This is a genomic window from Flavobacterium sp. GW823-FHT06G12 (assembly GCF_058794775.1).
Genome location: NZ_JBXAHE010000006.1, coordinates 260,438 through 274,192, shown reverse-complemented (window position 1 = coordinate 274,192; position 13,755 = coordinate 260,438). Strand labels below are relative to the sequence as shown.

Genomic DNA, 13,755 nt, shown 5'->3' with positions numbered 1-13,755 from the left:
AGTATTTTAGATTTTCTTCGATTGTAAATTGAAGAAAATTATTAATTAAAGTTTATGAGGATAATAATCATTATTACAAGAGGGGATACAATTGGTGGTGCTCAAACACATGTTGCATCAATAAGTAAAAAGCTAATAGAAGATGGTCATGAAGTTAGAGTAGTTTTTGGAGGAGAAGTTGGTCCTTTTGCAGAATTATTAAAAGTAAATAATATACCTTATTCAAATATTACATCTTTCACAAATAAGTTTTCAGTTAAGAATGATTTTCAAGCTTATAAAGATGTAAAAGAGATAATTAAAAATTTCCAACCAGAATTAATCTCGTTGCATTCTACCAAAGCGGGTATATTAGGAAGAATTATAGCAAAAAGGGTTGGTTTACCAGTTGCCTTGACGGTTCATGGCTGGTCTTTTTCTAATGGGATACCTTTATATAAGAGAATAATTTCTGGCTTTATTGAAAGAAGCTTAGCGTTTATGGTCGATAAATATATTTTAGTTTCTAGGTATGATTCAAATATTGCTAAAAAATTAAAATTTAAAAAATCTAAATTATTTGTTATACACAATGGTGTTGAAGACTTTTTAATTCAAGCTGATGAGAAAAAAGAAGAAACATCAAAACTTTCGATTGTAATGGTGGCAAGATTTGATAATCAAAAAAACCAGAAAATGTTAATAGATGTTTGTAGAGATATTTCTGATATAGAGTTAAGTTTTATTGGAGATGGACCTCTTTTAGAAGAAATTAAAGCGTATTCTAACGATCTTGACCTTTTATGTGAGATTAATTTTCTAGGATTACGACTGGACGTTAAAAAAATTATAAGGCAGTATGACGTTTTTGCTTTAATCTCAAATTGGGAGGGATTCCCAATTTCAACAATTGAAGCAATGTGCGTAGGAATGCCAATTATTGTTTCTGATGTTGGTGGAGCTGCCGAATGTGTTGAGGAAGGAGTAAATGGTTATGTGATAAAAAATGAAGACAAGAATTATTTGAAAAATGCTATACTTGAATTAAGAGATAACAAAGCATTATTAAAAAGATATGGAGAAGGTTCAAGAAAAATATTCTTAACGCAATTTACTGATCAAGTTATGTATGATAAAACAAAAACAATTTTCAATGATATATTAAATAATTCGTAAATGAAAGTTTTATTGACAGGTTCAAGTGGTTTCTTAGGTAGTTTTATTAAAAGTAGTTTTGTTGATTACGAGGTTTTCGAATTAAATCGTAATTCAGGAAATTATCACTATTCATTAGAAAATGAGATTCCACAATTCGAACATCATTTTGATTTGATTATTCATTCTGCAGGAAAAGCTCATAGCGTTCCTAAAACACAAATTGAGAAGCAAGCATTTTATGATATTAATGTAAAAGGTACTGCAAATTTGTTAGAAGCCCTAAAAAAAACAGGTTTGCCAAGTCAATTCGTATTCATAAGTTCAGTAAGTGTTTATGGCTTAGAGGAAGGAAAAAATATTGATGAGAGTTATCCTCTTTTGGCAAAAGATGCTTATGGGATAAGTAAAATTGAGGCAGAAAAGTTGGTGCAAAAATGGTGCAATGAGAACGAAGTAGTTTGTACTATTTTGAGGTTGCCCTTATTGGTTGGAAAAAATCCGCCTGGAAACTTAGGCGCAATGATTAAAGCCATCAATAAAGGTTATTATTTTAATATTGGAGGAGGTACTGCAAAAAAAAGTATGGTTTTAGGCAAAGATATAGCTCCTTTTATTTTGGCAGTAGCATCAGTTGGAGGTGTTTACAATTTAACTGATGGGGTGCATCCTAATTTTAAAGAATTAAGTCTTGCTATTTCTAAGAATAAAAAAGAAAAAGTAAATTTACCTTTGCCCATTGCTATTATGATAGGAAAAATTGGAGATTTCTTTGGAGATAAAGCACCTATTAATTCTTTAAAAGTTAAAAAAATAACTTCAGATTTAACATTTGATGATGCTAAAGCAAGAGAATTATTGAATTGGAAACCAGAATCAGTTTTAAATTATTTAAAGACCGAAAGTTTATAAAGATTAAAGTTTAGTTTGATATATCTTTTTTAAAATCCATAATTAATTTTACATAATAATGCAATACACAATAATAGGTTTAATTTTAATGATATTAATGCTTCTTTATTTCAAAGTTGCGGATCGTTTTAATATTATTGATAAACCGAATCAAAGAAGTTCACATACAGAAATAACACTTCGAGGAGGTGGTATAATTTTTTGGTTTTCAGCTTTGCTTTATTTTTTTCAGCATATCGAAAGCAATTATTTTTTCTTTGCAGGAATTACATTGGTAAGTTTAGTAAGCTTTTGGGATGATATTCAAAGTCTTTCAAATAAGATTAGAATTTCAATTCATTTTCTTGCTATCACATTGATCTTCTTAGATCTCAACTTGTTTACTCTTATGCCAATTTGGGGAGTTGTTATATCTTATGTGCTTGCAATTGGATTAGTAAACGCTTACAATTTCATGGACGGTATTAATGGAATAACAGGACTCTATACTTTGGCGGTACTTGGATCTTTATTATATGTTAATGCCAAAATTCAACTATTTACAGATGGCAGTTTCATAAAATATGGAATGATTGCAAGTCTTGTCTTTTTGTTTTTTAATTATAGAAAAAAAGCGAAATGTTTTGCAGGCGATGTTGGTAGTATTGCAATTGCATTTTGGATTATTTATCTAGTTTTAAAATTAATTTTAAGTACAAACTCGGTTATTTGGCTTTTGTTTTTAGCTGTTTATGGAGTTGATGCTGTTTGTACCATTTTACATAGGCTTTATTTAAAACAAAATATATTCGAAGCACATCGTTTACATTTGTATCAAATTCTTAGCAATGAATACAAAATACAGCATAGATTAGTTTCGTTATATTATGCATTGGCACAAATTGGAGTTTCTATTTTAGTAGTATCACTTTATCAAAAAATAAGCGATTATATATTATTTGCGATTATAATTGTTCCATTGCTTTTAGTATATTCTTTAAAATTTTATTTAATAAATAAAAGCAACTTAAAATTACAAGTATGAGTCCAGAAGTAATTCAGGGAGGAAATTTTTCTGATCACCGAGGAACTATTTCATATGTTAATGATTTTAGTTTTAGTGACATTGAAAGATTTTATATCATTACAAATTCAGAAGAAAACCCTATCCGTGCTTGGCAGGGACATAAATTAGATTCAAAGAATTTTTATTGTGTAAAAGGATCTTTTAAAATCCATTTTGTCAAAATTGACAATTGGGAAAACCCTTCAAAAGATTTGACTATTGAAACAGTAGAAGTCTCTGAATTTGACAGTAAAATTGTTCATATTCCTGCAGGTTATGCAAATGCAGTAGAATCACTAGAAAAAGACTCAAAATTAATATCATTTTCTACTTTGCCATTATCAAATGTAAAAGAAGATGATGCACGATATCCTTCAGATTATTGGAGTTTAAATGAGTAGAATTTATTTATCTTTATCGCAACAAAGTGGTTTTGAAATAGAATATATTGAGAAAGCATTACAATCTAACTGGATTACTTCTGGAGGACCAAATGTAAATGATTTCGAAATTGAACTTCAGAATTATTTCGGAGAAGATTCATTTGTTTCAGCGTTAAATTCTGGAACATCAGCTATTCATTTATCATTAATTTTATTAGGTGTTAAACGAGGAGATGAGGTTATTTGTCAAAGCTTGACATTTTCAGCATCTGCGAATCCGATTTTATATCAAGGCGCAATTCCTGTTTTTGTTGATAGTGAACTTGAAACTTGGAATATATGTCCTGATAATCTCGAAATAGCGATTAAAGATCGGATTAAAAAAGGTAATAAACCAAAGGCAATAATTGCCGTTCATTTGTACGGCATGCCGTACAAGGTAGATGAAATCCATGCTATTGCTGATCGTTATGGAATTCCAATTATTGAAGATAGTGCCGAAGCATTAGGAAGTTCTTATAAGGGAAAAAATTGCGGTACTTTTGGCGAATTTGGAATATTGTCATTTAACGGAAATAAAATAATTACGACCTCGAGTGGTGGCGCTTTAATATCTAATTCAAAAGAATTAAAAGAGAAAGCCATTTTTTATGCAACCCAATCAAAAGACGATGCTATTCATTATCAGCATAGTCAAATTGGATATAATTACAGAATGAGTAATATTTGCGCTGGCATTGGTTTAGGTCAAATGAAAATTTTTCAGGAAAAAATAGATTCAAGAAGAAATAATCATATGTTTTATCAAGAGCTTTTTTCAAGTATTGAAGAGGTAGGGCTTTTTGAGGTAAAAAATGAAGATTATTTTTCAAATTATTGGCTCAACACGATTTTGCTAAAATCAAGCGAAGTTAAAAATGATTTATTGCAAGCCTTTGAAGAAGCAAACATTGAGACACGTCCTATTTGGAAACCAATGCATTTGCAACCAATTTTTGAAAGCTATCCTTATTACGGCAATAAAATATCAGAAAGGATATTTGAAAATGGATTATGTCTTCCATCTGGAGCAGATTTAACAATTAAAAATAAACAAAGAATAAAAGAAGTAGTCAACGCTTTTTTTCATAATTAAAAAAAACATTTACCCAATTTATATGAAAATTGAAGAAACCTATATTAAAGATTTAGTTATTATTGAACCAACTGTTTTCGGAGACGAAAGAGGTTATTTTTTTGAATCTTACAGTAAAACGAAATTTGAAGATTTAGGAATTAATATTGATTTTGTTCAAGATAACCAGTCATTTTCAAAATATGGTACATTAAGAGGCTTACATTATCAAAATCCCCCTTTTGCACAAACGAAATTAGTGCGTGTTTTAGAAGGTGAAATTATTGATGTTGCTGTAGATTTAAGAAAAGATTCACCTACTTACGGAAAATCTTTTAGTATTTTACTTTCATCTGAAAATAAAAAGCAATTGTTAGTTCCTCAAGGATTTGCCCATGGATTTTCGGTTATTAGCGAAACCGCATCAGTAATGTATAAATGTGACCAATTTTATAATAAAGCTTCTGAAGGAGGAATCAAATATGATGATCCATCTTTAAATATTGATTGGGGAATGGATTTGAACAATGCAATCGTTTCTGATAAAGATCAGATTTTGCCGTTTATTGAAAACTGTAATAGCTTATTTTAATGAAAAAAATTCTTGTAACGGGTGCAAATGGTCAATTAGGATCAGAACTTTCAGTTTTATCATCAAAATATCCAGAATATGAATGGGTTTTTGCCGATAGAACAAAAATTACATTAGACAATCTAGATCTTTTGCCTATTCAGTTAAATGAAATTAAGGCAGATGTGATTTTGAATTGTGGTGCTTATACTGCAGTTGATAAAGCTGAAACAGAAAAAGATCTAGCTTTTACAGTAAATTCTTCGGCAGTAGAAATAATTGCAAAATATGCTTCAGAAAATAATGTGAAGTTAATTCATGTGTCCACAGATTATGTTTTTGATGGTACTTCATCAGTTGCTTTAAACGAAGAAGCATTTACAAATCCTATTAATGCCTACGGGGAAAGTAAATTAGCAGGAGAAATTGTATGTATGAAGCAAAATCCAGATTCAATTGTTATTAGAACTTCTTGGGTTTACAGTAAATTTGGAAATAACTTTGTAAAAACCATGCAACGCTTAATGCAAGAGAAAGAAGAAATAAGTGTTGTGAACGATCAAGTTGGTTCACCAACTTATGCAGCTGATCTAGCGCAGGTAATGATCAATATTGTTAATTCACCAAATTGGATTTCAGGAATATATAATTATTCTAACGAAGGAGAAATAAGCTGGTATGAATTTGCTTTGAGCATTAAAGAGTTAGGAAATTATAATTGCCAAGTAAACGGTATTCCATCTTCTTCATATCCAACACCTGCAAAAAGACCGAGTTTTTCATTATTAGATAAAAATAAAATAGAATCAATCTATAATTTAGAAATTCCATATTATAAAGAAAGTTTAAAAAAGATATTTCTATAATATAAATATTGAGTTTGATTTTTATATTCTGATTAAAGTCAAAGTTTAAAATACTAAAATTAAAATTTATGAAAGGGATTATATTAGCTGGAGGTTCTGGCACAAGATTACACCCATTAACTTTAGCGGTTAGTAAGCAGTTAATGCCCGTATATGATAAACCCATGATATACTACCCATTATCAACTTTGATGATGGCAGGAATTAGTGAAATTTTGATAATCTCCACACCTCATGATTTGCCTCATTTTAGAAAACTTCTAGGGGATGGAAGCGCGATTGGTTGTAAGTTTAGTTACGCAGAACAACCAGATCCAAATGGTTTGGCTCAGGCTTTTGTTATTGGAGAAGAGTTTATAGGCAAAGACAAAGTGGCTTTAGTGTTAGGAGACAATATCTTTTTTGGAACAAATATGCAGCAACTTTTAAAGGATAATGCTAATCCAGATGGAGGTGTAGTTTTTGCTTATCACGTTGCGGATCCCGAAAGATATGGCGTCGTTGAATTTGATGAAAATAAAAAGGCCATTTCTATAGAAGAAAAACCTATCCTACCTAAGTCAAATTATGCAGTTCCAGGACTATATTTCTATGATAATTCTGTTGTAGAAATTGCTAAAAATATAAAACCAAGTGCCCGTGGTGAATATGAGATTACAGATGTCAATAAAGTTTACCTAGAAAAAGGAAAATTGAAGGTTGGAATATTAAGTAGAGGGACGGCTTGGTTAGATACAGGAACATTTAATAGTTTGATGCAAGCAGGACAATTTGTTCAAGTAATTGAGGAAAGACAAGGACTAAAAATTGGTTGCATTGAAGAAATTGCTTGGAGACAAGGTTTTATTGATGATCAACAACTTGAAAAGTTAGCACAACCACTGTTAAAATCAGGATATGGATCATATTTAATAGATTTTCTGAAACAAAAGAAAAAAAGTGTTAAAATTTAATTTGTATCTTTAACTAATTATTTAAAATCTTTAATTTGTATTTTTGTATAAATGTCGGATTAAAGGCACTTAAAAAAAAGAACAATTGAACACAGAAAAACCAAATAATATAACCTCTTTGTTATATAATACCTTTTCGCCAAGAAATCTTCGGGCAAATATTAATAATCTAAGTTATTTGCCTAGATGGATTATTGTTGCTATAGATGTAATGGTTTTGGTTTTTTCTTTTTGTCTTACCTATTTGCTTTTTGAAGGTACGGCAATAGGGTATCTTATTACGTCTCATAATTTTTTCTTTGTTGCAGGATTAATTATTGCCAATGTATTTTTTTTCTGGCTTTTTAGAACATACTCAGGAATTATTAGGCATTCTTCCTATATAGATGCAATAAAATTGTTGTTTTCTCAAATGTCTGTTCTTGTGTTTTTCTTGTTTATAAATTTAATCTTTGAATTATATACGGGCCATAAAGCATTTTTAAATACTGCCCTTTTTATTAATTTAGTATTGTCTTTTTGTGGACTTTTCTTATATCGTGTTGTAGTAAAGCAGACATTTGAAATGTATTTTTCTGAAAAAGCTACGACTAAATTAATTCGAACTGTAATTTATGGCACAGATGCTAATGCAATTTCTGTTGCAAATGCATTGAAATTTGAAAGCCCTTCTCGTTTTAAAATAGTTGGTTTTGTTGATAAGAATAATCAGAATGCGTCTAAACGTATGCTAGATCTTCCTATCCTTATTTTAAGAAAGAAGTTGCCTGCTTTAATGCGTTCTGTAGCTGCAGAAGGTGTAATTATTGCAGATAAAAGTTTAAGCAAAGACGAACAGCTTATTATAGTTGATCAATGTTTGGAGTTTAATTACAGAGTATATACAGTACCTCTTATTTCAGACTGGGAAAATCAAAAGGAAATTTCGCAAAAAGTTAAAAATATCCAAATCGAAGACTTGTTAGAAAGAAAACCTATAGTTCTAGACAGTAGATCTATTTCTAAGCAGTTAAAAGATAAAACAATTTTAATTACAGGAGCAGCAGGATCGATAGGAAGTGAGATTGTAAGGCAAGTTTTGAATTTTAATCCAAAAAATGTTATCGTTTTAGATCATGCAGAAACACCATTGCACAATTTGTGTTTGGAAACTCAAGCAATGAATGTAAGCACTAAAATTGTTGCGGTAATTGCAGATGTAAGAAGTAAAAAAGCTTTAGATAAAGTTTTTAAAAATTATAATCCACATGTTGTTTTTCATGCTGCAGCCTATAAGCATGTACCTTTGATGGAAGAAAATCCTTCTCAGGCAATTCAAACTAATATCAAAGGAACTAAAAATCTTGCTGATTTGGCTTGCAAATATCACGTGAAGAAATTTGTAATGGTTTCTACAGATAAAGCGGTTAACCCAAGTAATGTAATGGGAGCCAGCAAACGAATCGCAGAAAAATATGTACAGTCTTTATTCTTAAAAAATCAAAGAGAGAACATTCAAGGAGGGACAAAATTTATAACTACTCGTTTTGGAAATGTTCTAGGTTCAAATGGGTCAGTCGTTCCGTTGTTTACTAAACAAATTGCAGAAGGTGGACCTGTAACAATCACACATCAAGACATTATACGTTATTTTATGACAATTCCAGAAGCTTGTCAACTTGTATTGGAAGCTGGAGCTATGGGGAACGGAGGAGAAATCTATATTTTTGATATGGGTAAGCCAGTTAGAATTATTGATTTAGCCCGAAAAATGATTAAGCTGGCTGGTTTTATACCAGATAAAGAAATCAAAATTAAAATTGTCGGATTAAGACCTGGAGAAAAGCTTTATGAAGAATTATTAAATGATACTTCAAAGACTCTTCCAACATATCATAATAAAATTATGATTGCGCAAGAAATTCAAGACGAGTATGAGAATCTTCATATTGATGTTGATGAGTTAATTGGAATTGCTGATTTTTACGAAAATGATGATATTGTTGCTAAAATGAAAAAAATAGTTCCAGAGTTTAAAAGTATGAATTCGACTTTTGAAGTTTTAGATAAATAATATTAAACAAAAATAAAATCAAATATAATCAAGAGGTGTTTTTTTAAACGCCTTTTGACATTTTTAAACAAATTCTAAAATATTAAAAATCTTGTTAATTTTTTGCAATAAGGTTTTTACGCTCTTAAATGGATTCTAAAAATACAAATGATTGGTTGTTTGAGATAACACCAAAAAATAAATTTCTTACGCTCAATTTTAAGGAAATTTGGCAGTATAGAGATTTATTAATGCTTTTTGTCAAAAGAGATATTATAACAGTTTATAAACAAACTGTTTTAGGGCCTCTATGGTATTTAATACAGCCTTTGTTTACTTCTATTACTTTTACTATTATTTTTAATAACGTTGCAGGAATTAAGACTGGAACGATTCCTCCATTTTTATTCAATTTAGCAGGAATAATGGTTTGGAATTATTTTACTGCTTGTTTAAATGGGACTTCAGATACATTTAAATCTAATGCCAATATATTTGGGAAAGTATATTTTCCAAGAATTATTACTCCTTTGTCTATAGTGATTTCGAACTTAATTAAATTTGGAATTCAATTAGGTATATTTATTTTCTTTTACATTTTCTTTTATTTTCAAGGAGTAGATTTACAACTTAATATATCTATATTATTTTTCCCAATCTTAATTTCGTTTATGGGAATTTTAGGACTAGGTTTAGGAATGATGATTTCTTCAATGGTTACAAAATATAGGGATTTAAATAATTTAGTTGGTTTCGGCGTACAGCTTTTAATGTATATATCTGCCGTAATGTACCCGATGGAATTAATAAAAGAAAAACTCCCAAAATTTGGCTGGATTGTAGAATACAATCCATTAGCTTATGTGATAGAAACTTCACGTTATATGTTATTAAATATTGGGAATATATCAATTTTAGGTTTAATATATACAATGGTAGTTACAATTGTTGTTTTCTTTACTGGACTATTGGTTTTTAATAGAACAGAAAAAAGCTTTATAGATACCGTATAAATGAAAGATATAATATTAAAAGCCGAAAATATTTCTAAACAATATCGCTTAGGTCAAGTCGGTACAGGTACTTTAAGCCATGATTTAAATCGATGGTGGCATAAGATTAGAGGAAAAGAAAATCCATATCTAAAAATTGGAGATACTAACGATCGTTCTACCAAAGGAACGTCAGATTATGTTTGGGCTTTAAAAGATATAAATTTTGAAGTTGAAAGAGGTGAGGTTTTAGGAATTATTGGAAAAAATGGAGCAGGAAAATCTACGCTTTTAAAAATACTTTCAAAAGTTACCGCTCCAACAACAGGTAATATAAAATCACGAGGGCGTATCGCTTCTTTGCTAGAAGTTGGAACAGGGTTTAACGGAGAGATGACAGGAAGAGAAAATATTTTTCTTAATGGAGCTATTTTAGGAATGACCAAAAAGGAAATTACTTCAAAGCTTGATGAAATCATTGAGTTTTCTGGTTGTGAACGTTATATAGATACTCCTGTAAAAAGATATAGCTCAGGAATGACAGTTCGTTTGGCATTTGCTGTTGCAGCTTTTCTAGAGCCTGAAATTTTAGTGGTTGATGAGGTTTTGGCAGTTGGTGATGCTGAATTTCAAAGGAAAGCAATAGGGAAAATGCAGGACATCTCAAGACAAGGTGGTAGAACTGTTTTATTTGTAAGTCATAATATGCAAGCAGTAAGTACTCTTACAACAAAATGCATTATCATGCAAAACGGAGGAATAATCTTTGAAGGCGAAACAGGGGCTGCAATTTCTAAATATTTGGCTTTAGAATATACCAAAGACAATATTTACTTAGCGGAGCCAAAATTAGATAAAGCTTCAATCACTAAAGTGGAATTAAAGACTACATTGCCTAATAACGTTCAAAGGAATAATGAAGCGTTTGAAATAGATATTCAGATATTTGTGCCAGAGGCTTTAGAACAAGCGGCTATTGCTGTTCAGGCAATTAATGAGAATGAATCTCCAATATTGTATTCTTGGAATTTTGATAAAAATATACCATTTGCGAAAAAGAAAGGCTATTACAATTTAACTTGCAAAATTCCACGATTAAGGCTTTTTATGGGGAAATATAGTCTTATTATTCATTTTGCAGATAACAATGGCCTCAATAAATTGGAAACTATCAGTGAAATATGCCCTTTTGAAGTTGTAATGTTTGGGATAGTACACCCATATAAATGGGTTGCAGGGACTTGTGCATATATTGAAGAAGCTGAGTGGGAGGTTAAATTTGTAGATGAAATCTAGATGGGACTAAAAAAATTAGTTAAGAAAATTCTAATTGTATTTTCTTCACAGAAGAAGGATCTAGAGGCAGAGAAAAAATATATCATAGGGAATAATGTAGAGTTTTTTGCATCTGAGATAGGAGATTATTCATATATTTCTCCGAGTTCGAAAATACATTCTACAACCATAGGTAAGTTTTGTTCGATTGGTCCGCATGTTATAATTGGTTATGGAGATCATCCTACTGAATTTTTGAGTACAAGTCCATTATTTTATTATGGTACAAAGAAATTTGACATCAAAATTGCAACGAAAGATTATTTTGATCATCATCAGAAAGTAATCATTAAAAATGATGTTTGGATTGGGGCTAATGTATATATCAAAAATGGTATAACAATTGGCAACGGAGCTGTCATTGCCGCTGGAGCTACGGTGATTAATGATGTACCAGACTACGCCATTGTAGGAGGTGTGCCAGCAAAGATAATTAAGTATCGATTTGATAGCAAAATTATAAATGAATTACTCGAAATTAAATGGTGGGATTGGGAAATTTCGAGAATTAAAAAGAATCATAAGTTTTTTGTGATGAAAAATATTGAAGATGTTTTTAAAGTGCTAAAAAATGAAAGTGAATAAAAATAATTCGGATGACGGTTTTCTTTACATTAAATTAAGTTATTCAAATTTAGACAGATATTACATTAGAACTTCTATTTTAAATGCATTAACAAAGAATTTGAATAGATTTGATGGAAAAATATTAGATATAGGTTGTGGCAAAATGCCATATAGAAATTATATTCTTAAAAATAGTGAGGTAACAAATTATATTGGTCTTGACATAGAAGAAGCACTGGTTTATGATTCGGAGATAAAACCAGACTTTACTTGGAATGGAATCAATATGCCTTTTGAAGACAACTCTTTTGATTGTGCATTTGGAACAGAAGTTTTAGAGCATTGTCCAGAACCAGAAAGAATTTTAAAAGAAGTTTATAGGGTTTTAAAAGAGAACGGTGTTTTTTTCTTTACAGTTCCATTTTTATGGAATCTTCATGAAGTGCCTCATGATGAATATAGATACACCCCTTTTTCCTTACAGCGACATCTTGAGAATTCAGGATTTGATAATATTGAAATTAAAGCGTTAGGTGGCTGGCACGCTTCTATGGCACAAATGATGGGGTTATGGGTAAGTAGAGCTCCGATGAGTGGTAAAAAGAGAAAAATTCTGTCTTTAATTATAAAACCTTTAATTCATTATTTAATAAAAAAGGATAAAAGTTTGAATACAGATTTTAAAGAAGGACAAATGATAACTGGACTATATGGGTTTGCAAAAAAATAAAATCGCGATTGTATCTCCAGGACAAAATATCTATTCGGAGACTTTTATTCAAGAGCAAAAAAAAGGATTGAAAGGAGAAATTTTTTATTATTTTAATGGAACCGTACCAACTTTTCTAGAAAATAAAGGAAAGTTGTTTTCAAAATTTGACCTAATCATCTTTAAGATAAAACAAAAAATAGCTTTTACTAAATTTAGTGCCACAGAACAGGCCTTTATACGATCACTCAAAAAAAATAAGATAGATGTAGTTTTGGCACAATATGGTCCAACAGCAGATAAAATTGTTTCAGTCTGCGAAAAATTAAATCTACCTTTAATAACTCACTTTCATGGTTATGATGCTTCAGAGTATTCTATCATAACGCAATGCAATAATTACAAAGAAGTGTTTTTATATAGCAAATATGTTATTGCTGTATCTTTATCAATGAGGCAAAGATTAATTGAGCTTGGTTGCCCAAATGAGAAAATTGTCTACAATGTCTATGGACCAAATTCTGTTTTTTTAGATGTTAAACCTTCATTTAAAAGCTCAACTTTTATAGCTGTAGGACGTTTTGTAAATAAGAAAGCTCCATATTATACTATTTTAGCCTTTAACAAAGTTTTGAATAAATTTCCAGATGCAAAATTAGTTATTGGCGGAAACGGAGTATTGTACGAAACCTGTGTAAATTTAATACGTTATTTAAAAATAGATAATAATGTATCATTGCCTGGAATAATTGGAAGAGAAGATTTTCTTGGATATTTAGAAGACTCTTTAGCTTTTGTTCAACATTCAATAACTGCAATTTCTGGAGATCAGGAAGGTACACCTGTCGCAATTTTAGAGGCTTCTGCTGCAGGATTGCCTGTTATTTCAACCCAACATGCTGGCATTCCTGATGTCATCATTGATGGCAAGACCGGTTTTTTAGTAGAAGAGCATGATGTAGAAATGATGGCAGAAAAGATGATTTTTTTTCTAGAAAATAGAAGTTTGGCAATGCAATTTGGTGAAAAAGGGAAAGAACTCGTAAAAAGTAATTTTACGTTAAAGAAACATTTAGATGTAATAGATGATTTAATAGAAAAAGCCTTAATTGAAAGGTAAGTATTCTATAATTTCTATTATT

At 30.3% G+C, this 13,755-nt stretch carries 14 protein-coding genes; all 14 read left to right on the top strand.

What is annotated here, in order from left to right; all coding sequences use genetic code 11:
- The first annotated feature begins 54 nt into the window (after positions 1-54).
- The 14 genes from AC1Q5Z_RS21745 to AC1Q5Z_RS21680 all read left to right on the top strand — a co-directional run bounded on the left by AC1Q5Z_RS21745 (position 55) and on the right by AC1Q5Z_RS21680 (position 13,733).
- Positions 55-1,155 carry a glycosyltransferase gene (locus AC1Q5Z_RS21745; RefSeq protein WP_343588612.1) on the top strand — a complete coding sequence of 367 codons (1,101 nt, stop codon included), beginning with the start codon at positions 55-57 and terminating at the stop codon, positions 1,153-1,155.
- Positions 1,156-2,046 (top strand): NAD-dependent epimerase/dehydratase family protein, encoded by an 891-nt coding sequence (locus AC1Q5Z_RS21740; protein WP_343588611.1) that lies wholly within the window; start codon positions 1,156-1,158, stop codon positions 2,044-2,046.
- A gap of 58 nt (positions 2,047-2,104) precedes the next feature.
- Entirely contained in the window at positions 2,105-3,070 is a 966-nt protein-coding gene (locus tag AC1Q5Z_RS21735; protein ID WP_343588610.1) for an MraY family glycosyltransferase, read from the top strand.
- Positions 3,067-3,492: a cupin domain-containing protein gene (locus tag AC1Q5Z_RS21730; protein ID WP_343588609.1), complete on the top strand. Its 426-nt coding sequence runs from the start codon at positions 3,067-3,069 to the stop codon at positions 3,490-3,492. Before AC1Q5Z_RS21735 ends, AC1Q5Z_RS21730 begins: the two co-directional genes overlap by 4 nt.
- Positions 3,485-4,609 carry a DegT/DnrJ/EryC1/StrS family aminotransferase gene (locus AC1Q5Z_RS21725; RefSeq protein ID WP_343588608.1) on the top strand — a complete coding sequence of 375 codons (1,125 nt, stop codon included), beginning with the start codon at positions 3,485-3,487 and terminating at the stop codon, positions 4,607-4,609. The genes AC1Q5Z_RS21730 and AC1Q5Z_RS21725 overlap by 8 nt, the downstream gene beginning before the upstream one ends.
- Positions 4,610-4,631: 22 nt before the next feature.
- A complete protein-coding gene (rfbC, locus tag AC1Q5Z_RS21720) occupies positions 4,632-5,180 on the top strand; it encodes a dTDP-4-dehydrorhamnose 3,5-epimerase (protein WP_343588607.1) in 549 nt (182 codons plus the stop codon).
- The gene (rfbD, locus tag AC1Q5Z_RS21715) at positions 5,180-6,025 is read left to right on the top strand and encodes a dTDP-4-dehydrorhamnose reductase (protein ID WP_343588606.1); all 846 of its coding nucleotides are present in this window, start codon (positions 5,180-5,182) and stop codon (positions 6,023-6,025) included. Before rfbC ends, rfbD begins: the two co-directional genes overlap by 1 nt.
- A gap of 68 nt (positions 6,026-6,093) precedes the next feature.
- A complete protein-coding gene (gene rfbA / locus AC1Q5Z_RS21710; protein WP_343588605.1) occupies positions 6,094-6,978 on the top strand; it encodes a glucose-1-phosphate thymidylyltransferase RfbA in 885 nt (294 codons plus the stop codon).
- 85 nt (positions 6,979-7,063) lie between these two features.
- Positions 7,064-9,031, top strand: coding sequence for a polysaccharide biosynthesis protein (locus AC1Q5Z_RS21705; protein ID WP_198857736.1), 1,968 nt, complete (start codon positions 7,064-7,066; stop codon positions 9,029-9,031).
- Between the two features lie 128 nt (positions 9,032-9,159).
- A complete protein-coding gene (locus AC1Q5Z_RS21700; protein WP_198857735.1) occupies positions 9,160-10,023 on the top strand; it encodes an ABC transporter permease in 864 nt (287 codons plus the stop codon).
- Positions 10,024-11,298 (top strand): ABC transporter ATP-binding protein, encoded by a 1,275-nt coding sequence (locus tag AC1Q5Z_RS21695; protein WP_343588603.1) that lies wholly within the window; start codon positions 10,024-10,026, stop codon positions 11,296-11,298. It abuts the gene before it with no gap.
- The gene (locus AC1Q5Z_RS21690) at positions 11,299-11,922 is read left to right on the top strand and encodes a CatB-related O-acetyltransferase (protein ID WP_343588602.1); all 624 of its coding nucleotides are present in this window, start codon (positions 11,299-11,301) and stop codon (positions 11,920-11,922) included. It begins immediately after the preceding gene.
- Positions 11,909-12,634, top strand: coding sequence for a class I SAM-dependent methyltransferase (locus tag AC1Q5Z_RS21685; protein ID WP_343588601.1), 726 nt, complete (start codon positions 11,909-11,911; stop codon positions 12,632-12,634). Before AC1Q5Z_RS21690 ends, AC1Q5Z_RS21685 begins: the two co-directional genes overlap by 14 nt.
- Positions 12,615-13,733 carry a glycosyltransferase gene (locus AC1Q5Z_RS21680; RefSeq protein WP_343588600.1) on the top strand — a complete coding sequence of 373 codons (1,119 nt, stop codon included), beginning with the start codon at positions 12,615-12,617 and terminating at the stop codon, positions 13,731-13,733. The genes AC1Q5Z_RS21685 and AC1Q5Z_RS21680 overlap by 20 nt, the downstream gene beginning before the upstream one ends.
- Positions 13,734-13,755 lie beyond the last annotated feature (22 nt).